This is a genomic window from Hoyosella rhizosphaerae (genome assembly GCF_014643175.1).
GTDB lineage: Bacteria > Actinomycetota > Actinomycetes > Mycobacteriales > Mycobacteriaceae > Lolliginicoccus > Lolliginicoccus rhizosphaerae.
In genome coordinates, this window is the sequence record NZ_BMJH01000001.1 from 963,332 (window position 1) to 986,061 (window position 22,730).

A 22,730-nucleotide genomic window follows, 5' to 3' on the forward strand; every position below is an offset into this window, starting at 1 on the left:
CGATGCAAACCGTGTAGAAAACGAGAATGCACGCAATAGAGGTACGAAATCATGGTGGCCCCGAAGAACTGAAGTACGTAGAAGTGCCCGACCCGAGTCCCTCAGGGGGCGAAATGCTTGTTCGCACCACGGCGATCGGCGTGAACTTCATCGACGTGTACTTCCGAACTGGTATTTATCCAACCGAACTTCCGTACATTCCCGGTTCTGAGGCGACGGGAGTCGTTGAAGACCCAAACGGTGCTGAGGGCTTCTCAACGGGCGACCGAGTCGTGTGGGCGACCGCGCCGAGCAGTTACGCCGAACTCGTGTGCGTGCCCGCTACCGCTGCAATCCCTGTCCCCGACGGTGCTTCGGACGCGGTTGCGGCGTCCGCCCTCCTACAAGGAATGACTGCGCACTATCTGATCAACTCGGTGTATCCCGTGCGATCAGGGGACACGATCCTCGTTCACGCTGGCGCGGGCGGGGTCGGTCAAGTACTGACCCAGTTAGCAGTAGCCAAGGGAGCCGAAGTCATCACGACAGTGTCAACGGACGCTAAGGCTGATTTGTCGCGCCAGGCTGGTGCAACCCATGTACTGCGCTACGGGCCCAATCTTTCGCGGCAAGTTCGCGACCTTACCGACGGTGAGGGTGTGGCAGCGGTCTTTGATGGCGTCGGCAAAGACACGTTTGATGCGAGCCTTGATAGCGTGCGGGTTCGCGGCACTGTCGCTCTATTCGGAGCCGCGAGTGGGCCCGTTCCGGCCTTCGACCCACAAAGGCTCAACAAAGCCGGGTCAGTGTTTCTCGCTCGACCTTCGCTTGGTCATTTTGTCCGGACTCGTGACGAACTGCTGTGGCGCGCTGGCGACGTGCTCGACGCAATCGCTGAGGGATCGCTCACAATCCAGGTCGGCGCCGAGTACCCGTTGCGCGATGCTGAGCAAGCTCACCGAGATCTCGAGGGACGCATGACAACGGGTTCGATCGTCTTGCTACCAGGTGAGTAACTACCAGCCCAGCAGTGCAGGGACTGTTGCGAAGCCAAGTACAGAGTCAACAGCGAGGCCAAAGAACACTGCGGCTAGGTAGTTGTTCGACATCAAGAAGAGCTTGAGTGGCCGTACGGGCACACCAGCCTTGACGCCCCGGTACAGGCGATGAGCCATGATCAAGAACCACAGACCCGCGACAACAGCGATGGCTGCGTAGATCACTCCGGTCCACCACGCCAAGACCACTGTCGTGATGACTGTGGCCCAGGTGTAAATGACGATGCGTTTAGTTACGCCGATCTCGTCCATCACCACGGGAAGCATGGGTACGCCCGCAACGCGGTAATCCTCCTTGTACCGCATCGCCAACGCCCACGTGTGGGGCGGCGTCCAGAAGAAGACGATGAGGAACATGACAAACGCAGGCCACTCAATTGTTCCAGTGGTGGCAGCCCAACCGATCATCACTGGCATGCAGCCAGCGGCACCGCCCCACACAATGTTCTGCGAAGTCCGGCGCTTCAACACCATCGTGTAGACGAAAATGTAAAACAGGATAGTTGCTACAGCGAGCACACCCGCGAGCAGATTTGTCGCCCACCACAGCCAAGTAAACGACGCAACTCCAAGGGCGAGCCCAAACACCAAAGCGTGAGAAGTTGGAACCGCCGACCTCGCGAGTGGGCGACGCGCCGTGCGTTTCATCACCTTGTCGATGTCAGCGTCGACAACACAGTTCAAGCTGTTCGCGCTCGCGGCTGCCATACCGCCACCAAAGAGTGTCGCCAAGATCAAAAGCGGGTCAACGGTGCCCCGCGACGCCAGCAACATGGCAGGAATGGTGGTGACGAGAAGAAGTTCGATGACACGAGGCTTGGTGAGCGCAACATATGCCAAAACCTTTTGGTTGGCTCGCGCGACAACCCCCTCAGACGTGCGACGATCCCCCGTTGTCGAGGCATCACGCGCACTCGGGGCGAAGCCGTGACCGCTGCCTTCCTGCGCCCTAATCCGCACTACTTCTCCTAGCGATTCCTGGACTGAAAGCTCTGTTCTGCGGCTCAGCCACACACCAGGGCCGCTCGCCAGGATCATCGAGTATTTCCAGCAACTACAATCCATGATGGTAGACGGCGGTGGCGCCCTTTCCGAATCACGGTAACCCATCATCACTATCTAGCGACGCGCTGCCGCAAGATTCGGTGTCGCCACCGCTCTAATGGCACCATTACAGTTGACGCACAGGTCCGCAACAATTCCAGCATGCCAGGAGAAGCCCACCAGTGTCGGTTACAGACGAAATCCGCACCCTGACCACCCCTCACCTTCCCGACGACTGGACGGAGTTGGACACCAAAGCTGTTGACACCATCCGCGTGCTGGCAGCAGACGCTGTTCAGAACGCCGGCAACGGTCACCCCGGAACAGCGATGAGTCTCGCACCGTTGGCGTATGCGCTATACCAGCGCATCATGCGCCACGACCCATCCGACCCGGATTGGGTTGGTCGCGACCGATTCGTTCTGTCGTGTGGGCACTCAAGCCTCACGCAGTACCTTCAGCTGTTCATGTCCGGCTACGGTCTCGAGCTTGACGACCTTAGGGCACTCCGTAAATGGGGAAGCCTGACCCCTGGCCACCCTGAATACGGTCACACCGCAGGTGTGGAGATCACGACCGGTCCACTTGGGCAGGGCCTCGCATCCGCTGTCGGTATGGCGATGGCGACACGTCGCGAACGTGGCCTTTTCGACCCTACCGCCGCTCCTGGCCAAAGTGTGTTTGACCACAACATCTACGTCATCGCTTCGGATGGAGACATCGAAGAAGGCGTTACGTCAGAGGCCTCTTCGCTCGCTGGTGTGCAGGAACTCGGCAACCTCATCGTTTTCTACGATGACAACAAGATTTCCATTGAAGACGACACCGCGATCGCCCTTAGCGAAGACGTCGCCAAACGCTACGAAGCGTACGGCTGGCATGTGGAATACGTAGCCGGCGGCGAGAATGTCACTGGCATCCTCGACGCTGTCGAGCGGGCTCAGCAAATCACCGACAAACCATCGATGATCATCGTGCGAACCATCATCGGTTACCCAGCGCCAAAGAAGATGAACACTGGTTCATCACACGGCGCTGCGCTCGGTGTCGATGAAGTCGCAGGAGTGAAAACGGCGCTGGGGTTTGACCCAGACAAGCATTTCGATGTGGATTCTGCCGCCCTAGATCACGCACGTGAGGTTGTTAAGCGCGGCGCGCAGGCACACGCGGAATGGCAAGAAAAGTTTGACGTATGGGCCAAGGAAAACCCCGAAGCCAAGGCACTGTTTGACCGCCTCGCGGCACGCAAACTTCCCGAGGGGTGGGAGCAGAAGCTACCGACGTGGGAACCTGATCAGGCAGGTGTAGCTACTCGCAAGGCATCGGGCAAGGCGCTGGCAGAACTCGGACCTATCCTCCCCGAACTGTGGGGCGGTTCCGCTGACCTCGCCGAGAGCAACAACACCACAATTCCCGGCTCGCATTCGTTCGGGCCGGAGAGCATCTCCACGAGCACATGGAATGCCCAGCCATATGGTCGCACTCTGCACTTCGGTGTCCGCGAGCACGCCATGGGGTCAATCCTCAACGGCATCGCTCTGCACGGCCCAACACGGCCTTACGGTGGCACGTTCCTGGTGTTCAGCGACTACATGCGACCAGCTGTGCGACTCGCGGCGTTGATGAACGTGCCAGCGCTGTACGTGTGGACACACGACTCCATTGGTCTTGGCGAGGACGGCCCTACCCACCAACCAATCGAGCACCTAGCGTCCCTGCGCGCGATACCCAACATGTCGACGATCCGTCCCGGCGATGCCAACGAAACGTCAGCAGCTTGGAAGGCCGCACTCGAGCACCTCACAGGGCCTACCGCGCTAGCCCTCACCCGCCAGAATGTTCCAGTCCTCGAAGGGACGAAGGAAAAGGCATTCGACGGCGTCAAACGAGGCGCATACGTCCTCGCAGAAGCAGGTTCTGACCTCCAGGTCGTCATTCTTGCGACTGGATCCGAACTGCACCTCGCTACCGAAGCACGAAGCGCCCTCGAAGCTGAAGGCATCGGAACACGAGTTGTGTCAGTTCCCTGCCTCGACTGGTTTGAACAACAAGACAAGGCATACCAAGACGAGGTTCTTCCTCCGCAGGTTCGCGCCAGGGTCTCCGTCGAAGCGGGCATCGCAATGCCATGGCACCGTCACCTCGGTTCTTATGGCGAAGCCGTGTCGATTGAACACTTCGGTGCCTCAGCCGACTACAAGACGTTGTTCCGCGAGTTCGGTATCACAACCGACGCGGTCGTCGCTGCGGCCAAGTCGTCAATTACCAAGGCTGCTGCACAGTAATTTTCGACACCGTCCACAACTTTCAGGTGATCACAGTGACCCAGAACGAGAACTTAGCCCAACTCAGTGCCGCAGGCGTTTCGGTGTGGCTCGACGACCTTTCCCGAGATCGGTTGACGTCGGGAAACCTTGCTGAACTCATCAACACCCGCAGCATCGTGGGAGTAACAACCAACCCGACGATCTTCCAAGGTGCACTCACCAAGGGTGATGCATACAACGATCAGTTCAACACCCTCGTCGACCAAGGTGCCGACGTTGATGAAGTGATTCGCGTTCTCACCACAGACGACGTCCGCAATGCGTGCGACGTCCTAGCGCCCGTCTTCGAGCAGTCCGGCGGCGTTGACGGGCGAGTTTCGATCGAAGTGGATCCTCGCCTCGCCCACGACACCGACAAGACTGTCGCGCAGGCGCTGGAACTATGGAAAATCGTCGACCGGCCGAACTTGCTCATCAAGATTCCGGCAACGCAAGCCGGTCTACCGGCCATTTCCCGAGTCATCTGCGAAGGAATCAGCGTCAACGTGACTCTGATCTTCTCTGTTGAACGCTACGAAGCCGTCGTTGGCGCCTACTTGGCAGGTTTGGAACAAGCCCGCCAGATTGGGCGAGACATCTCCCACATCCACTCCGTGGCATCGTTCTTCGTGTCGCGCGTGGATACCGAAATTGACGCACGTCTCGAAGCTATTGGCACAGACGAGGCTCTCGCCTTGCGCGGCAAAGCAGGAGTTGCCAACGCGTGCTTGGCATACGCGGCGTTTGAGCGGGTGTTTGCCGGATCGAATGATCTCTGGAATTCCCTGGCAGCGATCGGCGGCAAAGTCCAACGACCGCTGTGGGCGTCCACTGGCGTAAAGAATCCCGCATACCCGGACACGCTGTATGTCACGGAACTGGTGGGTCCACACACCGTCAACACCATGCCGGAAAAAACACTCGAAGCAACTGCGGATCATGGTGAGGTTCGCGGCGATACTTTGAGCGGAACGGCAGAAGCTTCGCAAGGTGTTTTCGATGCACTTACAGCTGTGGGAATCGACCTTGCCGATGTGTTCGAAAAGCTCGAAACTGAAGGTGTGGAGAAATTCGAAACCTCGTGGGGAGAACTTCTCGATGCCATTGACGCCCAGATCACCGCAGCACGCGGGCGGAACTGAAACCGAAGCACACCACCATGTCGTCGCCTGAGATTTTGCTTCACCCCGATCAGGACTCACTCGCGAGCGCTGTAGCCGCAGCGCTTGTGAATGCGATCGAGGAGGCTCAGCGACGCCATGGGAGCGCGGGAATCGTACTCACGGGTGGAACAGTCGGCATCGAAGCTTTGCGGCATCTACGGCGCCGTGAAGCCGATGTCGACTGGTCCCGCGTTCACATCTTCTGGGGCGATGAGCGATTCTTGCCGACAAACCACCCTGATCGAAATGAAGTCCAAGCCACGGACGCATTGCTCTCCCACGTTCCCATCGACCCGGCAAACGTCCACCGGATGCCTGCCGATGAGGGCGAGTACCAGAACAATCCACATGCCGCTGCGCAGGCTTACGCTGACACCCTCAGCGCCCTAGCTGACTCCCCCGGCGGATTGCCTAGATTCGACGTTCACTTGCTGGGAATGGGACCAGACGGTCACATCAATTCACTTTTCCCGCACACGCCCGCAACATTGGTGCGCGACGCTTATGTCGTGGCCGTAACCGATTCGCCAAAACCGCCGCCGCAACGCATCACACTGACGTTCCCGGCCGTGCAACATAGTGGCGAAGTGTGGGTGCTTGTCGCCGGTGAGTCCAAAGCTGACGCTGTGGCAGCTGCCATCGGCGGTGCAGAACCACCCGACATCCCCGCAGCCGGAGCTCGCGGATCAGATCGCACTGCGTGGTTCCTCGACACAGCCGCAGCAGGAGCATTGCAATGAAACGCAACGAAGTTGCGAACCTTGCAGCCTTTCTCACCTTCGCTGGAGGGCTACTTTTTCAGTTCGGGGCACTGTGGTCCGACGTTCCATCTGACAGCGAAATCGCGCGGCGCATCGTTCTCGTGGGCTGTGTCGCAATACTGATACCCGCAGCATTGTTGGTGTCGCGACACTACCAACGCTCATCCGCACGGTTCATCGGCACCGTATACCTCGGATTCGCTGTCACCAGCGTGACGATGGACATCGCATCTCACCGTCTGTGGGAAGCAGGTCTTGGCGCGATCGGAACCGCCATGATTTTCGGCGCCGCATTTGCCTTTGGAGTGCCCGAGTGGATCAACAAGGTCACCCAATCCCCCGACGCCACAGGTAAGGCCTACATACCGGCCGCCAACGCCACCGCCCCCGTGGCCACAGCCACGATGGTGCCACGCACACTAAGGCGCCACGAAACCATCAATGTTGTGGTCGCCGCGACCCTGAGCATCACCGCAGCATTCATGACCATCACCCGCTGGATGGAAGTGAGCCGCCCACCCGACGTTTCCCTCGGCGCGCATTGGCAATCCTGGGTGCTAGCGCTCTGCTTCGTCATCATTACCGTGGTGAGCACATGGAGCGTCCGCAACTACTGGCGCCCCACAGTGCCGTTCATCTCCACCGTCTACGCCAGCCTGGGTGCGGTGGCTGTGCTCGGCTACATCGTCAACGGCCGGTATGCCACCGCCGCGAGCATCATCGTCGCAACGCCCATTCTCATCATGTTGGCGAACTACCCCCCAGCGCGGGCTTACCTGCACAAAAAGACAGGCTCACCCGCGTAGATCGCTCGGGTTAGAGATCTCGACTTGCCCCACGGTTGCTAGCGGACGCTCGACTCAAACCAAAAAAGCACCCCGCGACCCATCGGGCGCGGGGTGCTTTCATCGTGTGGTTAGCCGTATCGAACGAATAGCCCCATACCGACGATCGACACCGCCCAGATGACAGCAACGTACACGGTAAACCGGTTGAGGTTTTTTTCGGCAACTGATGAGCCTGAAAGACTTGATTGCATTCCGCCGCCGAAGAGGGAAGACAAGCCGCCACCCTTGGCGCGGTGCAGCAGCACAAGCATGATCATCAGCAGGCTGGTTCCGACCAGCAGTACGTCCAGGAACAGTGACATGAAGGTCCTTTTGCAGTCTTTCACTTCAGCGCTTTACAGCGCGGCGGGTCTGGCACAGGGTGAGTCGGGTAGAGCTTACCTTCCCACGGGGTAAGTCTCGAATACAGCGCCACGCGCCCTGATACTGCGGGCGGTGAAGACTTCCCCGTGTGAACTAGCTACCAAGCTAGAACGGTCCTCCGGCTGCAACGGCGCAGAGTTGAGCGAATTCGTCGGATTTCAATGACGCACCACCCACGAGTGCGCCGTCTACATCCGATTCGGCAACAATGGACGCGATGTTCTTTGATGTCACCGAGCCGCCGTAGAGAACACGGGTTTTCGCTGCTGTTTCTGGGGAGGCAATGCGAGATAGTTCGGACCTAATTGCGGCGCATACTTCTTGTGCATCTGCGGCTGAGGCGACTTTTCCAGTACCGATCGCCCACACGGGTTCATAGGCGATGACGATTTTTGCGAGTTCTTTTTGGGTGAGTCCGTCGAGTGATCCGCGAAGTTGGTTGATGTTGTAGTCAACGTGGTCACCGGCTTCGCGAATATCGAGTCCCTCGCCGATGCAGATAATGGGGGTGATTCCATGCTTCAGCGCAGCTTTGGCTTTGCGGGCAACGACAGCATCGTCTTCGTAGTGGTATGTACGTCGCTCTGAGTGGCCCACAACTACAAACGTGCAGCCGAGTTTGGCGAGCATGGGCCCACTGATGTCGCCTGTGTAGGCACCGGAGTCGTGCTCAGACATGTCTTGCGCGCCGTAGCGGAGTTTCAGTTTGTCGCTGTCGACGATCTGTTGGACGCTTCGTAGGTCGGTAAATGGTGGGATGACGGTGACGTCCACCTTAGCGTAGTACTTCTCCGGGAGCGCGAAGGCGATCTTCTGGACAAGTGCGATCGACTCAAGGTGGTTCATGTTCATTTTCCAGTTGCCCGCAATGAGGGGTTTACGCGTCACAGTTCACCCTTCCTGGGTTGTGCTCAGTACGGATATACCGGGCAACTCTTTGCCTTCGAGGTATTCGAGTGACGCTCCACCACCGGTTGAGATGTGCGAAAACCCGTCTTCCGGCAAGCTCAGGCTGCGCACTGCAGCGGCTGAATCTCCGCCACCGACGACGCTGAATGCACCCTTTTTGGTGGCTTCGATAATCGCTTCCGCGATCCCGCGGGTGCCGACGGAGAATTTCTCGAACTCGAACACGCCCATCGGACCGTTCCAAAAGATCGTGTTCGCGTTGGAAAGCACTGCCGCAAACCGACGAACCGACTCGGGTCCGATGTCAAGGCCAAGCCATTCGTCTGGAATTGCGGTGGTGGCGACTGTGTTGGATTCGGCGTCAGCTGCAAACCTGTCGGCGACCAGGACATCGACAGGCAGTTGAATTACGTCGCCGTATCGGTCAAGAAGGTCCTTGCAGGTGTCGATCATTTCTTCTTGCAGCAGCGACGCTCCAACGGGGAAACCCTGTGCTGCGAAGAAGGTGAAGCACATTCCGCCACCAATGACTAGGGTGTCCACTTTAGGTGCGAGGGCTTCGATGACAGCAAGCTTGTCGGAGACTTTAGAACCGCCGAGGACCACCGCGTATGGGCGTTTGGGGTTCTCCGTCAACGCTGCGAGCACGTCTACCTCAGAGGCGACGAGGCCGCCAGCATAACTGGGCAGCAGGGTGGCTACGTCGTAGACCGATGCTTGTTTGCGGTGCACTACCCCAAACCCATCTGATACGAAAGCACCGTCTTTGCCAACTAGCGCGGCAAATTCTTTGGCGAGTGCGGCCCGCTCCGCGTCGTCCTTGCTTGTCTCGCGTGGGTCGAAGCGAACATTCTCCAGTAGCAGCACGTCGCCTTCAGTGAGTCCGGCGGCGCGTTCCTGCGCGTCTTGACCGACTACGTCACCGGCAAGCTGAATGTAACGATCGAGTTCATCGCCTAGTCGGTACGCAACGGGAGCTAGAGACAAAGCAGAGTCGACGGCGCCTTTGGGGCGGCCGAGGTGCGCCGCCACTATCACTCGTGCTCCCGCGTCAGCCAGCGCACCAATGGTGGGTGCGGAGGCGATGATGCGGCCAGCGTCGGTGATCACTCCATCTTTGATCGGGACGTTGAGGTCAGAACGAACGAGCACCGTCCGGCCGTCGACGCCTTCGTCGAGGAGTTCCGCCAAAGTCTTCACAGTCATGAATATATTCCAGCCCCTTATTTGAGTGACGTACCAATCAAGGTAACAAGATCGGCGAGACGGTTGGAGTAGCCCCATTCATTGTCATACCAGCCGACTACCTTCACTTGATTGTCGATCACCTTCGTCAAAGGAGCATCGTAAATCGCGGATGCTGGGTCGGTGACAATATCGCTGGATACGATTGGCGCGTCGCTATACCTGAGAATGCCTTTCATCGGCCCCTCGGCGGCAGCTTTCATCGCAGCATTGATGCTGTCCACTGATACTGCGCCTCGAACAACAACCGTGAGGTCGGTAACTGATCCTGTGGGGATCGGCACCCGCAACGCGTAGCCATCGAGTTTCCCATCGAGGTGCGGCAATATAAGCCCAATTGCTTTTGCGGCACCTGTCGTTGTGGGAACCACATTGATAGCAGCAGCCCGCCCACGGCGAAGGTCCTTGTGCGGGGCGTCCTGCAAGTTCTGGTCTTGCGTGTAAGCGTGAATCGTGGTCATGAGCCCGTGCTCGATGCCAAATTCGTCATCCAACACCTTCGTCAACGGCGCAAGGCAGTTTGTGGTGCACGAAGCGTTCGAGATGATGGTTTGGCTACCGTCGTACATACCGTCATTGACGCCCATGACGATGGTGACATCTTCGCCTTTGGCAGGTGCAGAGATAATCACCTTTTTCGCCCCAGCGTCGATGTGGCCTCTCGCCTTTGCCGCATCTGTGAAGATCCCAGTCGACTCGATAACGACGTCCACGCCGAGGTCTCCCCACGGAATCGCCGACGGGCCTTCGCTTACCGAAAGCGTGCGGAGCCTTCGTTCCCCGACGATGATGTCATCACCGTCGACTGAAACATCATCTGGCAGACGCCCGAGAACCGAGTCGTACTTAAGCAGGTGGGCAAGCGTTTCGGGGGCGGTCAGGTCATTGACCGCCACGATTTCGATTCCACTTGCACCCTCCCCACTTGCACCGTTTCCTTTGGCACCGTGAGCGTTAAGTGCGTCTACAGCTCGGTAAAAGTTACGACCGATGCGACCAAAACCATTGATACCTACGCGGACTGGCATTGAAGGCTCCTTCGTGTTCGCAGGGCGCTTTAGCGCCTTAAACCCGAGTAGGCATTGGTTCACCGACTCAGGCTTCCTCCAGCAACTCTGGTGTGACCGCGGATTCGGTGTCGGGTATACCGATTTCGCGGGCTTTCCTATCAGCCATCGAGAGTAGTCGCCTAATGCGTCCGGCAACAGCATCTTTTGTTAACGGTGGATCAGCAAGTTGACCCAGTTCCTCCAGCGACGACTGCCTGTGCTGAATGCGCAAACGCCCAGCTGCACACAGGTGCTCCGGTGCGTCATCTCCGAGGATTTCGAGCGCGCGCTCCACTTTCGCGGCCGCTGCAACTGCTGCGCGGGCAGAACGACGAAGGTTGGCATCATCGAAATTGGCCAACCTATTCGCGGTGGCGCGCACTTCGCGGCGGATCCTGCGTTCCTCCCACACCAGGCGCACATCCTGTGCACCCATCCGTGTAAGCAGAGCGCCAATTGCGTCGCCGTCGCGTACGACTACGCGGTCGGCACCACGAACTTCCCGAGCCTTGGCGGCAATTCCCATCCTTCGAGCGGCACCGACGAGCGCCATCGCAGCCTCGGGCCCAGGGCAACCGATTTCGAGTGCGGCAGATCTGCCTGGCTCAGTGAGTGAACCGTGCGCGAGGAAAGCGCCCCGCCACGCTGCCTCCGAGTCCGCGATGCTGCCGCCAACCACATGGGCCGGCAAACCACGGACTGGGCGTCCACGCAGGTCGAGGAGACCCGTCTGACGTGCAAGTGCCTCGCCATCTTTTGCGACGCGCACGACGTAGCGAGTGTTCTTACGTAGACCACTCGCGCCGATGACGTGTATCTCCGACTGGTAGCCATACAGGTCCTGGATTTCTCGCCGGAGCCGCCGCGCGATCGACCCTAAGTCGATGTCTGCCTCTACGACGACGCGCCCCGCAACGATGTGCAGCCCACCTGAAAACCTCAGTAGTGCTGACACTTCAGCTTTGCGTGCGCTTACCTGAGTAACAGGCAAACGGCTGAGTTCATCCTTGACCTCCGCAGTCATTGCCACGGTGTCGTTTCCTTCCGGTCGATCATTGAGTCACAGTGTTTCAGCTTGGCAACCACAACTAGTTCCCTTTCACCCTGTAGGGGTGGGCAGCAAGTCGCCGAGCACCGCACCAAGTTTTGCTGTGTCGTGCTTGTTTGTTCCCGCCACAGCTACGTCGGCATAGCGGACTTCGGCGCCTAGTTGTGCAGCCGCTCGGGCAAGGTGGGCGCGCTCACTGCCTGGAAGCACTGTGCTGCCATCCACGATGACCTTGTCGACTCTGAAACTAGGTGCGTGTTGCGAGAGTACGTGAAGATGCCGCTCTGCGGAGAATCCGGCCGTCTCTCCAGCTTGTGGTCCCAGGTTCAGTACAAGCGCACGGCGGGCTTTTGTTGCCATCAATGCTTCGCGTTGTTCGGGCACCAGCACATGCGGAATGACACTACTAAACCACGAACCTGGACCGAGAACTACCAGGTCAGCGCGTTCGATTGCCTCCACCGCTTCGGTGCACGCCACAGGGTTTCCAGGTAGGAGCCTAACTCGCCGAACTCGCCCTGGAGTGGTCGCCACCGCAACTTGTCCGCGAATAATGCGACTTATGCGAGGATCTTCCTCAAGACCCACCACATCAGCTTCGATCTGCAACGGGATAGTAGCCATCGGCAACACTCGACCTTTGAGCTGCAAAATTCGCCCAAGCTCATCCAACGCCGGAATGACGTCGCCGAACACTTCCGTAAGCCCAGCAAGAATTAAGTTTCCGACGGCGTGGCCGGCAAGGGCGCCAGTCCCGCGGAAGCGGTGTTGCACAACGTCACGCCACAACTGTGCGTGCGCGTCATCGCCTGCAAGAGCGGCCAACGCCATACGTAGGTCGCCCGGAGGCACCAGGTTCAGTTCGGACCTCAGCCGCCCCGACGAGCCACCGTCGTCCGCAACTGTCACGACCGCAGTAATGTCAGACGTGAGATTCCGTGCAGCGCTGAGTGTGGCGTACAGCCCATGGCCACCACCAAGCGCAACGATTGATGGTGTCATTCCTTCCCCAAATCGCGATGGCGTGTGCGGACTGAAAGGTCGGTATCTTCCGACAACATCCGCACTATTGCCTCGGTCATGGCGACGCTCCTGTGCTTTCCCCCGGTGCATCCCACGCCGATGGTCATATACCTCTTGCCTTCCACCCGGTAACCCTTGAGCACCGGGGCTAACAGTTCTCGAAACGTGGTCAGGAACTGTTGGGCTCCGTCCTGGCTGAGCACGTAGTCACGCACACCGTCATCCTGCCCGGTGTGGTGTTTAAGTTCCGGAATCCAGTGCGGGTTGGGCAAGAACCGCACGTCCACCACCATGTCGACATCTAAAGGGACGCCATACTTAAAACCGAAGGACAGGACGGCTACGCGAATTTGTTTGTTATCGGGGTCCTCAAACGCAGGCTCTAAGCGCGCACGGAGGTCATGGACAGAGAGGTTGGACGTATCGATGACAACATCGGCCATACCTCGCACCGGCGCTAGGAGTGTGCGTTCAGCACTGATGCCTTCGAGAAGTGTGCCGTCGCCTTGCAGTGGGTGACTGCGTCGAACCTGCTCGAACCTGCGCACAAGGACCGCATCCGACGCTTCGAGAAACAGAATTCGCGGTTGAATATTGCGGGCCCGTAGCTGGCTGACAACCGTTTCCAACCCTCCGGTGAATGCTCTGCTGCGCACATCAAGAACCATCGCGAGCCGCGTGATGGGTTGATTTTCATGCAGGCTTAAGTCGACCACCTCGGGCACCAACTCAGCAGGGATATTGTCCGCCACGTACCAATCGAGGTCTTCGAGAACCTTGGCGGAAGTCCCGCGGCCTGCGCCTGAAAGGCCCGTAACCAGGGTGACCTCAATGTTGGGGGGGCTTGTGTGCTCAGTCACGCGCCATCCCCTCCTGTCCATTTTCGATGAGTTGCCATTGTGTGCCTTCCGCTGAGGTTATTCCACTGCAGCCGACTCTGGGGTGACCTGGGGCGAAGAAACTTGATGTAATGATTCATATATCGCCTGGGCGGTGTGCGCCCCGATCCCTGGAACCTCAACAATTTCCTCAACTGTTGCCGATTTTAGGTTTGCCACTGAACCGAAATGAGTTACCAGCGCTGTCTTACGCACTTGTCCTAGGCCCGGAATGGAGTCAAGCACCGATGCCGTCATGCGCCGCGACCGTTTGCTGCGGTGGTACGTGATCGCGAACCGGTGTGCCTCATCCCGCACTCTTTGCAGCAGAAACAGTGCGTCACTACTGCGCGACAGGATCGCTGGGTACGGATCGTTTGGCAGCCACACTTCTTCGAGTCGTTTCGCCAACCCGATGACGGACACATCGGTGATACCTAATTCGTCGAGCACTGCCGCGGCGGCGTTGACCTGCGGCGCACCTCCGTCGACGATGAAGACGTTCGGTGGATACGCAAACCGCTTAGGCCTTCCGGTCTCCGGATCTAGACCTGGCGTATTTTCAAGGGGCACATCCAGAGGCAACGCATCAGCCTTGTGTCGCATGAAGCGACGCCTCGTCACCTCCGCGATGCTGCCGACGTCATCTGAACGCCCGTCTCCTGCCGCTTCCTTGATGGAGTAGTGCCTGTAGTCGGACTTTTTCGGTAACCCGTCCTCAAACACGACGAGTGAACCGACTACATCGGTGCCTTGAACATGGCTGATGTCGACGCATTCGATGCGCAGTGGTGCAGTGTCGAGTTCGAGGGTTTCCTGCAGTTCCTGCAACGCCGCCGACCTCGCTGTAAGGTCGCCCGCACGCTTCATCTTGTGTTGCGCGAGGGCCTCCACAGCGTTGCGGTGCACCGTCTCCGCGAGGGTCTTTTTGTCACCACGTTGCGGAACTCGAACACGAACATTCGAGCCCTTCTTTTCGCTCAGCCAAAGTTCCACCAAGTCGACGTCCTGAGGTAGTTCAGGAACGAGAATCAACCTCGGAATTGGGCTGCTCCCACCCGGTGATTCTTCGTTGCTGTCAGCCTGTTGTTCGCCGTAGAACTGAGTGAGGAACTCCTCAACAATGTCGGACCGATTTGGCTCCCCAATGCGTTCGTTTACCCAGCCGCGTTGGCCACGAACACGCCCCCCTCGAACATGGAATACCTGCACCGCTACTTCGAGTTCGTCGTGTGCAAACGCGACTACGTCCGCGTCCGTACCATCACCGAACACGACGGATTGTTTCTCCAGGGCAGTGCGCAGTGCACCGATATCGTCGCGGAGGCGCGCGGCACGTTCGAAATCGAGCGACTCCGACGCAGTCGCCATCTGCTTCTCAAGATCCCGGACAAGTCGATCCGTCTTTCCTGCGAGGAAATCACAAAAATCGTTCACGATCTGGCGGTGTTCGTCCACCGTGACAGCGCCCGTGCACGGCGCTGAACACTTGTCGATGTACCCAAGCAAACACGGACGCCCCAATTGTTGATGACGCCGAAGGACCCCCGCCGAACATGTTCTCGCCGGGAAGACCCGCAACAACAGATCAAGTGTTTCCCTGATCGCCCACGCGTGCGAATACGGACCGAAGTACCGCACACCTTTGCGGCGTGGACCGCGGTAGACGAAAAGCCGCGGTATCTCCTCCCCCATTGTCACAGCGAGAACTGGGTAGGACTTGTCGTCCTTGTACCGGACATTGAACGGCGGGTCGAACTCTTTGATCCAGTTGTATTCGAGCTGCAGCGCCTCAACCTCGGTTGACACAACAGTCCACTCGACTCCGGCAGCAGACGTAACCATGTTGCGGGTACGGGGCTGCAACCCGGCAAGGTCGGCAAAATACGAATTCAATCGGCTGCGTAGGCTTTTCGCCTTACCTACATACAGCACCCGACCGTTGCTGTCGCGGAATCGGTAAACACCTGGTTCAACGGGGATTGAACCAGGTGCCGGTCGATACGTTGAGGGATCTGCCACCAGACCAGACTAGTGCCCCAGACGAGTGCCTAGGAATCGTGCGACAGCTCAGCTGAATACTTGCCTTCAAGTTCGCGGAACTTCTCCACAGCGGCGACAGCATGCCCCCGGTCGGTGGATTGAATGGCGAGAACGGGAATGTACTCGTCCTCGGGCAGCTCAAGGCGTGCCCAGCTTCCACCAGTGCGGAAACTAAGTCCGCCGACGGTCTCCCACGGCACGACGCGTTCGGAGAAAAAGTTCCGGACGCCAACTCCGCTTGCACCCACTCGTAGTCGTGGGCGCGCCAGCAGCAGGAACAGGCTGCCGAAGAACGCTCCGAGCAGGACCATAGCGATCTGGTCGACGAGGCGGAAATACACACCAGTATTTGCGCTGCCCAGCAGAATTCCGAGCACAACGAAAGTCAAGAACATCGCTAGAGCGGCAACAGCTGCCCAACGCGGCATCTTTCGCGCCCGAACCACCAATTCCCATGTGTTCGTCCGCTCAGGCGCCTTACCAACTGGCGTCTCACTACTTGGGGTCGTACCACTCATGTTGCATCCTTCGCGCGCAAGTTCCGCAGTGTCACAGCCAGGTCGAGTGCCGCACCAGTTGCCTGAGCGCCCTTATCCTCAAAAGAACCCGGCAAACCGGCACGATCCCGCGCCTGGGACTCGGTATTCACCGTGAGAACACCGTTTCCGACGGGCACGCTTTCATCAAGCGACACTCGAGTGAGGCCATCGGTGACTGACTGGCACACGTAATCGAAGTGAGGGGTTTCGCCGCGAATCACGACACCGAGCGCGACCACCGCGTCATGAGTGCGTGCAAGTTGTTGGACGGCAACAGGAATCTCGAGGGAACCGGCAACGCGAACAAGCGTCACATCGGTGACCTTGTGTTCTTCCACGACGCGCATAGCGCCAGCGATCAAAGCTTCCGCGAGCTCACTGTGCCACTGCCCTGCCACAATTCCCAGTGACACTGAACTTGCTTCCGACAGCTGCAAATCCGGCTGACCTTCGCCACTCATGTTGCACTCCCCCCAGAAAATCCCAAGTCGTCCAACCCGTCCAAATGGTGCCCCATACGGTCCCGCTTCGTCCGTAGGTAATGAATGTTCTCCGAGTTCGCACGAATCGGCATTTGTACGCGCTCGGTGATCGACAAACCATAGCCATCGAGGCCGACACGCTTTGCGGGATTGTTGGTCAACAACCGCATGCTGGTAACACCGAGATCCACCAGAATTTGCGCCCCGGTGCCGTAGTCACGGGCGTCCGCTGGCAAACCCAAGGCGAGGTTGGCATCAACGGTATCTGAGCCGCTGTCCTGCAATTGGTACGCCTGAAGCTTGTGCATCAAACCGATACCACGCCCCTCATGGCCCCTCATGTACAGCACAATGCCCCGGCCTTCATCTGCAACCATCCGCATTGCCGCATCGAGTTGTGGCCCACAATCACAGCGAAGTGAACCAAAGATGTCGCCTGTCAAGCATTCGGAATGAACACGAACCAAGACGTCGGCTCCAGAACCATCCGCGCCTGCGATATCGCCCGTCACCAGCGCTACGTGTTCAACGTCGTCATAGATGCTGCGGAAGCCAACAGCGCGAAATTCGCCGTACGGCGTCGGGATACGCGCTTCAGCGACGCGGACGACATGCTTTTCGTTCTTGCGTCGCCATGCAATCAGATCGGCGATCGAAATCATCGATAGATTGTGGTCGTCAGCGAAAACCCGCAGTTCGTCGGTCTGCGCCATATGGCCTTCGTCTTTTTGACTCACGATTTCGCAAATCGCACCTGCTGGTCGCAAACCAGCCAACCGAGCAAGGTCCACCGCAGCCTCAGTGTGGCCCGGGCGACGCATGACGCCACCCTCTTTGGCGCGCAACGGCACCACATGCCCTGGGCGGGTGAAATCCTCCGGGCGCGCTGCCGGATCAGCGAGAAGCTGCATCGTTGTTGCGCGATCAGCAGCCGAAATACCAGTACCGATGCCTTCTTTTGCATCAACGGTCACCGTGTACGCGGTTTGGTGCTTGTCCTGGTTCGTCGCGAACATCGGCGGCAGACCCAAACGGTCACAGTCCGCACCGTCGAGCGGAACACAGAGGTATCCAGACGTGTAGCGAACCATGAAAGCGACAAGTTCAGGCGTTGCCTTTTCCGCCGCAAAAATCAGGTCGCCCTCGTTTTCGCGATCTTCGTCATCGACGACCACGACGGCCTTACCCGCTGCGATGTCAGCAATCGCACGCTCGACACTGTCGAATCTGACCACAGTTACTGCTCCTCGGCCCCGTTGCCGGCGGCATTCGGTTTGTCGGCCGCACGCGGCCCTTCATTAGTAAATGACACTAACCGTTCGACGTACTTGGCAATAACATCAACTTCCAAGTTCACAACAGTCCCAATAGGGCTGCGGCCAAGAATCGTTAGGTTCAGTGTCGTTGGTATTAGAGAAACTTCAAAATACCCGCCACGTTCGTCGCGCCCCACCGCCGACACCGTCAGCGACACACCGTCGACCGTGATGGACCCCTTTTCGACCACATACCGCTCAATCGAGTCAGGGAGCGACACTCTCACGACTTCCCAGTTTTCGAGCGCGGTACGCGAAACAATCGCACCAGTGCCGTCAACGTGGCCCTGGACTATGTGGCCGCCTAGCCTAGTTCCTATCGCCATAGCGCGCTCAAGGTTGACTGGGCTGCCCTGCCCCAGGTTACCGAGACTTGTCCGGTCCAGCGTTTCGCCCATGACGTCCGCGGTGAAGGAGCCATCTTCAAGTGTGTCCACGACGGTAAGGCACACTCCGTTCACGGAAATAGAATCGCCGTGCTTAGCATCCGACGTGACGAGTGGTCCACGGACCGTTAGGCGCGAAAAACCGGACTCTGAGTCGACTGAATCAACTGCGACGACAACGCCACATTCTTCGACGATCCCTGTGAACACTCAAGCTCCCCTCAATGGTTCAACACCACGTTATCGCGGTACCAGACTGATAAGCACATCGTCGCCAAGCAAACTGACGCTCTCACAGTGAAACCGTTTTGCGTCCGCGATATTTCCTACCCCCGCATCGACCACTGCGGAAGTTCCAGATCCGAGGATCACCGGCGCGACATAAGCAGTAATGCGGTCGACCATTCCGGCCTTGAAGAAAGCCCCCGCTAAGTGCGGTCCACCCTCAACAACCACGTCGACATGGTCCTTGAGAGCCTCCACGACATCGTCGATATTGCGGGATCGGACAAAAACTGTCGGCGCTGCGTCATCACACACGCGCGCCTCCGGTGGAATCGGCCGAGTACCCACGACTACACGCACCGGTTGATGGTCAGTCAAACTGCCATCCGGGTTGCGCGCCGTCAACCAGGGGTTATCAGCCAAGACCGTGCCGGTTCCCACGACGATGGCGTCAATTTTGGAACGCTCCGCGCGGTCACGCGCACGGGACTGATCGCCGGAAATCCACTGGCTCGACCCATCCGCCGCCGCAGATCGACCGTCCAAGCTCGCAGCGTACTTATATGTGAAGTGGGGGCGTCCGGTCCGCTGCCTGTGCAACCAGGCCCGCAAGGGGCCTTGGGTTACCGGGGTTGCATCGTGCCAGGTTGTCACCGCTACCCCGGCCCGAGCCAAAGTGCGTGCACCACCGGCGGCATACGACACGGGGTCGGCCACCGCGTAGTGCACCTGTGCAATGCCAGCGTCAATGATTGCTTGGCTACACGGCGGAGTGCGACCAAAGTGATCACATGGCTCCAGCGTCACGATGATCGAACCGCCATAAGCTCGCTCACCAGCATCGCGCAGTGCCATGACCTCAGCGTGCGGACCTCCGGGCGGTTGCGTCGCTCCCACACCCACAACGGCACCCGCCACATCAAGCACCACCGCCCCAACCGGGGGGTTTGGGCTTGTGCTCCCACGCACCTTGTCTGACTCGTCGACAGCGCGCCGCATAGCCTCCTGCAGATGCACGCCCATACCTCGGCCGCTACTTGGTGAAGTGAGGAGCCGACGCGAGTGCACGTTCACGCAATTGCGTCACCGCATCGGCTGGGCTTGGCGCTCCGTACACAGCCGAACCTGCAACAAAACAGTCCACGCCTGCAGCCGCAGCCTCATCAATGGTGTCGAGCGCAATTCCACCATCAATTTCAATCATCAAGTCGAGTTCACCCGAGTCGACCAAGCTTCGTGCCATCCGCACTTTGTCCAGCACCTCAGGCATGAACTTTTGGCCCCCAAAGCCTGGCTCGACGCTCATGATGAGGAGGAGATCAAATTCCTTGAGGATGGTCAGGTATGGCTCCAACGGGGTGCCCGGTTTGATGGACAGTCCAACTTTGGAACCAGCGGCTCGGATCTCTTTCGCAACCGCGATGGGGTCTTCGGTCGCTTCAGCGTGAAAAGTGACGTTGAAAGCTCCGGCCTCAGCGTAAGGCGGCGCCCAACGCTCAGGGTTCTCGATCATCAAGTGGCAATCGAATGGCTTATCCGAATACTTCATCAAACTTTTGACGATCGGAAGGCCAAAGGAAAGGTTAGGTACAAAGTGGGCATCCATCACATCGATGTGCAGCCAGTCTGCATTGTCCACGGCCTGCGCCTCAGCGGCGAGGTGCGCAAAGTCAGCGGACAGGATTGACGGAGCGATGATCGGTCCCGAAGGTTGAGCAGCCATAGTGCGAGTGTAAGAGGTTCAGTGTTAAAGTCCGAACCCGATGATCACCGCGATTTCTTTGAGCATCACAGTGCTTGCCCTCATCGCCGCACTGTGGTCATTTATCAAGCTTGTCGCCGACCGACCGGTAAATGTAAGCCGTGTCAGCGATAAAGCACTACTTGGCGTGCTTGCATTGGTCGAAATACTCACCGTCGTGCAATGTTTCGTCGGCCTCTTCCTTGCTTTCACAACAGACCGCGAACTGTCCACGCTGACGTTCGTGCTCTATCTCGTCGGTGTACCACTCATCATCCCCGTGGCCACATGGTGGGCAATGGGCGACCGGACCCGCGCGGGCGCGGGTGTCCTCACTGTGGGACTTATCTCAGTACCTGTCATGGTTTTACGAATGCATGAACTATGGGGAGCCGGACTGTGACGAACGAAACGACGACTCCTCAACTATCTACCCTGCAGGAACGCACCCGCACCGGAACTGGGCGCATCCTCATCGCCGTTTATGCGGTCTTCAGCCTCGCTGCAGCGGCACGGTCGTTTGTCCAGATCGTCGATCGATTCGAAGTCGCACCGGTTGCATTCATCTTGAGCGCAGTCGCCGCAGCGTTTTATATCCTCGCCACCTTCACACTCGCTCGCGCGAGCACGGTATCGCGGAAACTTGCTACGTGGTCATGCATCATCGAGTTCGCGGGTGTCATCACAGTGGGCACCATTAGCGTGATAGTGCCGGAATGGTTCCCAGAAGCGACCGTGTGGTCCAACTTCGGGCAAGGCTATCTGTTCATACCGCTCGTGCTGCCCATCGTCGGATTGTGGTGGCTACACCACACGGCGCGTCTTGATGCTGCTGCCGGGTCGTCACACTAGTTCGCGTTGATACGGCGCCACGGATGCGCTTGCTCTAGCTCGAACGCCAATTCAAGCAGCGTGCGCTCGTCACCGTGCTGAGCAGAAAAATGCACCCCGATTGGCAAACCTTCGTCAGTGACCCCGCAGGGCAACGACAATCCTGGGTTTCCGGCCGCGTTGTTGACTGGGGTGAAGGCCACGTAGTTGGTGAGCCGCTCAAGCAACTCCTCAAAAGGGTGACGTGGGGACAAGTACCCAATGGGTGGCGTCGTGTGGCTCACCACAGGGCTCACGATCACGTCCCACTGCTCAAAGCTTCTTCGCACGTCCTCAACGGACTTACGTAACCGATATAGCGCCGCAGGTGTTTGATGCACCTGTTTCCAGTAGTGCTGCGCCAAACCCAGCGTCAACGAGTCGAGATGTTCGCGGTTGAAGTCGCGGCCATGAATCCACCGTCCTGGCGCGGTGATGATCACTGAAAGCATGCCCCAGTAGTGCAAAAACGCCCGCGCAAAGTCTTCACCAACGGGCAGTTGTGCCTCCCCCACATGATGACCAAGGTCAGTGAGGGTACGCGCGGTACCGTCAACCGCACGCAAAGTTGGAGCGTCGACCACCTGGCCCAAAACCGAATCGCGAATAACCCCGACCCGCAGCCGCCTCTTCGACGGGCCACGCACCGCGCCGATAGAAAGCAACTTCGGATTCCGGTACACAAGTTCTGCTTGCTCGTAGAACATCGCTACGTCGCGAACGCTCCGGGCAAGTACTCCATCGCTGATAATCCGCACAGGCAAAGCATCTTGAATGAACTCGGTACGCACCCGTCCACGAGTCGGTTTGAGGCCCACTAACCCGCACGCCGCCGCAGGAATTCGAATCGACCCGCCACCATCGTTCGCATGCGCAATCGGTACCGCACCGCTAGCGACCAAGGCCGCCGCCCCACCTGAGGACGCCCCAGCTGAAAACTCGGTATGCCACGGATTACGCGTCGGTTCAGCGTTCGAGAACTCCGTCGAGGCATTAAACCCGAATTCGGGTAGTCGCGATTTTCCTAATACCGCGAAACCGAGATCGAGAAATTGTTCAACAAATCGATCGCTTCGGGGCGCAGGCGTTGGTGAGAACGCAGTCGAACCTCTGGTGGTCGGTAGCCCCTTGACGTTGACATTGTCTTTAAAGAAAGTTGGCACTCCGGCAAAAGCGGACTCCCCCAACGCGGTTGTCGACACATTTCTTGCCCGATCAAAATCAGCGAATTGCACCGCGTTGAGAACTGGTTCTATTCGCTCCGTTCGCGATATTGCAGCGTCAATAGCCTCACGTACAGATATGTCTTTCCGCCGAATGCTCTCGGCGACACCCACAGCATCAAGATCACCGAGAGCATCGTCGGAGAACACGTGTGCGGATTGGAGCGGACGTGGCGGCAACGAATCGGGCAGGCCCTTCATCGTTTCGATGCTACCCGCGCCCCGCTGCCG

23 protein-coding genes are annotated in these 22,730 nt (G+C 58.5%); 7 read left to right on the forward strand and 16 right to left on the reverse strand.

The annotated features are described in order from the left end of the window. Positions 1–26: 26 nt before the first annotated feature. Positions 27–995, forward strand: a complete 969-nt coding sequence (locus IEW73_RS04495) for a quinone oxidoreductase family protein (RefSeq protein WP_188671066.1) — start codon at positions 27–29, stop codon at positions 993–995. Here the strand turns inward: IEW73_RS04495 and IEW73_RS04500 are convergent, their stop codons facing one another. After that, positions 996–1,997, reverse strand: coding sequence for a heme o synthase (locus IEW73_RS04500; protein WP_372433608.1), 1,002 nt, complete (start codon positions 1,995–1,997; stop codon positions 996–998). 266 nt (positions 1,998–2,263) lie between these two features. On the opposite strand from IEW73_RS04500, the gene tkt reads away from it, so the two are divergent. From tkt to IEW73_RS04520, 4 genes are read left to right on the forward strand one after another with little or no spacing between them, the layout of a single operon-like run. Then, positions 2,264–4,366 (forward strand): transketolase, encoded by a 2,103-nt coding sequence (gene tkt / locus IEW73_RS04505; RefSeq protein WP_188671069.1) that lies wholly within the window; start codon positions 2,264–2,266, stop codon positions 4,364–4,366. A 35-nt stretch (positions 4,367–4,401) separates the two neighbouring features. Then, positions 4,402–5,529: a transaldolase gene (gene tal / locus IEW73_RS04510; protein WP_188671071.1), complete on the forward strand. Its 1,128-nt coding sequence runs from the start codon at positions 4,402–4,404 to the stop codon at positions 5,527–5,529. Positions 5,530–5,546: 17 nt separating this feature from the next. Beyond that, positions 5,547–6,290 carry a 6-phosphogluconolactonase gene (pgl, locus tag IEW73_RS04515; RefSeq protein WP_188671073.1) on the forward strand — a complete coding sequence of 248 codons (744 nt, stop codon included), beginning with the start codon at positions 5,547–5,549 and terminating at the stop codon, positions 6,288–6,290. Beyond that, positions 6,287–7,117, forward strand: coding sequence for a hypothetical protein (locus IEW73_RS04520; protein WP_188671076.1), 831 nt, complete (start codon positions 6,287–6,289; stop codon positions 7,115–7,117). Before pgl ends, IEW73_RS04520 begins: the two co-directional genes overlap by 4 nt. Before the next feature lie 110 nt (positions 7,118–7,227). On the opposite strand, the gene secG is transcribed toward IEW73_RS04520, so the two are convergent. The 14 genes from secG to rpe all read right to left on the reverse strand — a co-directional run bounded on the left by secG (position 7,228) and on the right by rpe (position 20,388). Beyond that, entirely contained in the window at positions 7,228–7,461 is a 234-nt protein-coding gene (gene secG, locus IEW73_RS04525) for a preprotein translocase subunit SecG (protein WP_188671078.1), read from the reverse strand. 166 nt (positions 7,462–7,627) lie between these two features. Next, positions 7,628–8,410: a triose-phosphate isomerase gene (gene tpiA, locus IEW73_RS04530; RefSeq protein ID WP_188671080.1), complete on the reverse strand. Its 783-nt coding sequence runs from the start codon at positions 8,408–8,410 to the stop codon at positions 7,628–7,630. A gap of 3 nt (positions 8,411–8,413) precedes the next feature. Beyond that, entirely contained in the window at positions 8,414–9,637 is a 1,224-nt protein-coding gene (locus tag IEW73_RS04535) for a phosphoglycerate kinase (protein ID WP_188671082.1), read from the reverse strand. Positions 9,638–9,654: 17 nt separating this feature from the next. Next, a complete protein-coding gene (gap, locus tag IEW73_RS04540; protein WP_188671084.1) occupies positions 9,655–10,704 on the reverse strand; it encodes a type I glyceraldehyde-3-phosphate dehydrogenase in 1,050 nt (349 codons plus the stop codon). Positions 10,705–10,771: 67 nt separating this feature from the next. Further along, positions 10,772–11,749 carry a DNA-binding protein WhiA gene (gene whiA / locus IEW73_RS04545; RefSeq protein WP_188672893.1) on the reverse strand — a complete coding sequence of 326 codons (978 nt, stop codon included), beginning with the start codon at positions 11,747–11,749 and terminating at the stop codon, positions 10,772–10,774. A 75-nt stretch (positions 11,750–11,824) separates the two neighbouring features. Next, the gene (locus IEW73_RS04550; protein ID WP_188671086.1) at positions 11,825–12,775 is read right to left on the reverse strand and encodes a gluconeogenesis factor YvcK family protein; all 951 of its coding nucleotides are present in this window, start codon (positions 12,773–12,775) and stop codon (positions 11,825–11,827) included. Further along, positions 12,772–13,656 (reverse strand): RNase adapter RapZ, encoded by an 885-nt coding sequence (rapZ, locus tag IEW73_RS04555; protein ID WP_229675749.1) that lies wholly within the window; start codon positions 13,654–13,656, stop codon positions 12,772–12,774. The genes IEW73_RS04550 and rapZ overlap by 4 nt, the downstream gene beginning before the upstream one ends. A gap of 57 nt (positions 13,657–13,713) precedes the next feature. After that, entirely contained in the window at positions 13,714–15,696 is a 1,983-nt protein-coding gene (gene uvrC, locus IEW73_RS04560) for an excinuclease ABC subunit UvrC (RefSeq protein ID WP_188671091.1), read from the reverse strand. A gap of 29 nt (positions 15,697–15,725) precedes the next feature. After that, positions 15,726–16,235: a PH domain-containing protein gene (locus IEW73_RS04565; protein WP_188671093.1), complete on the reverse strand. Its 510-nt coding sequence runs from the start codon at positions 16,233–16,235 to the stop codon at positions 15,726–15,728. Further along, a complete protein-coding gene (gene ribH, locus IEW73_RS04570; RefSeq protein ID WP_188671095.1) occupies positions 16,232–16,717 on the reverse strand; it encodes a 6,7-dimethyl-8-ribityllumazine synthase in 486 nt (161 codons plus the stop codon). Before ribH ends, IEW73_RS04565 begins: the two co-directional genes overlap by 4 nt. Continuing rightward, positions 16,714–17,973: a bifunctional 3,4-dihydroxy-2-butanone-4-phosphate synthase/GTP cyclohydrolase II gene (locus IEW73_RS04575; protein WP_188671097.1), complete on the reverse strand. Its 1,260-nt coding sequence runs from the start codon at positions 17,971–17,973 to the stop codon at positions 16,714–16,716. Before IEW73_RS04575 ends, ribH begins: the two co-directional genes overlap by 4 nt. Before the next feature lie 2 nt (positions 17,974–17,975). Further along, complete coding sequence (locus IEW73_RS04580; RefSeq protein WP_188671099.1) at positions 17,976–18,650, reverse strand: riboflavin synthase; 675 nt, start codon at positions 18,648–18,650, stop codon at positions 17,976–17,978. A gap of 30 nt (positions 18,651–18,680) precedes the next feature. Beyond that, positions 18,681–19,688: a bifunctional diaminohydroxyphosphoribosylaminopyrimidine deaminase/5-amino-6-(5-phosphoribosylamino)uracil reductase RibD gene (ribD, locus tag IEW73_RS04585; RefSeq protein WP_188671101.1), complete on the reverse strand. Its 1,008-nt coding sequence runs from the start codon at positions 19,686–19,688 to the stop codon at positions 18,681–18,683. 10 nt (positions 19,689–19,698) lie between these two features. Next, complete coding sequence (gene rpe / locus IEW73_RS04590; protein WP_188671103.1) at positions 19,699–20,388, reverse strand: ribulose-phosphate 3-epimerase; 690 nt, start codon at positions 20,386–20,388, stop codon at positions 19,699–19,701. Between the two features lie 40 nt (positions 20,389–20,428). On the opposite strand from rpe, the gene IEW73_RS04595 reads away from it, so the two are divergent. Together IEW73_RS04595 and IEW73_RS04600 are read left to right on the forward strand one after the other, a co-directional pair. Continuing rightward, complete coding sequence (locus IEW73_RS04595; protein ID WP_188671105.1) at positions 20,429–20,809, forward strand: hypothetical protein; 381 nt, start codon at positions 20,429–20,431, stop codon at positions 20,807–20,809. After that, the gene (locus IEW73_RS04600) at positions 20,806–21,258 is read left to right on the forward strand and encodes a hypothetical protein (RefSeq protein WP_229675751.1); all 453 of its coding nucleotides are present in this window, start codon (positions 20,806–20,808) and stop codon (positions 21,256–21,258) included. Before IEW73_RS04595 ends, IEW73_RS04600 begins: the two co-directional genes overlap by 4 nt. Here the strand turns inward: IEW73_RS04600 and IEW73_RS04605 are convergent. Further along, complete coding sequence (locus tag IEW73_RS04605) at positions 21,255–22,700, reverse strand: amidase (RefSeq protein ID WP_188671109.1); 1,446 nt, start codon at positions 22,698–22,700, stop codon at positions 21,255–21,257. The two genes, IEW73_RS04600 and IEW73_RS04605, sit on opposite strands and share 4 nt — an antisense overlap. Positions 22,701–22,730: the final 30 nt, after the last annotated feature.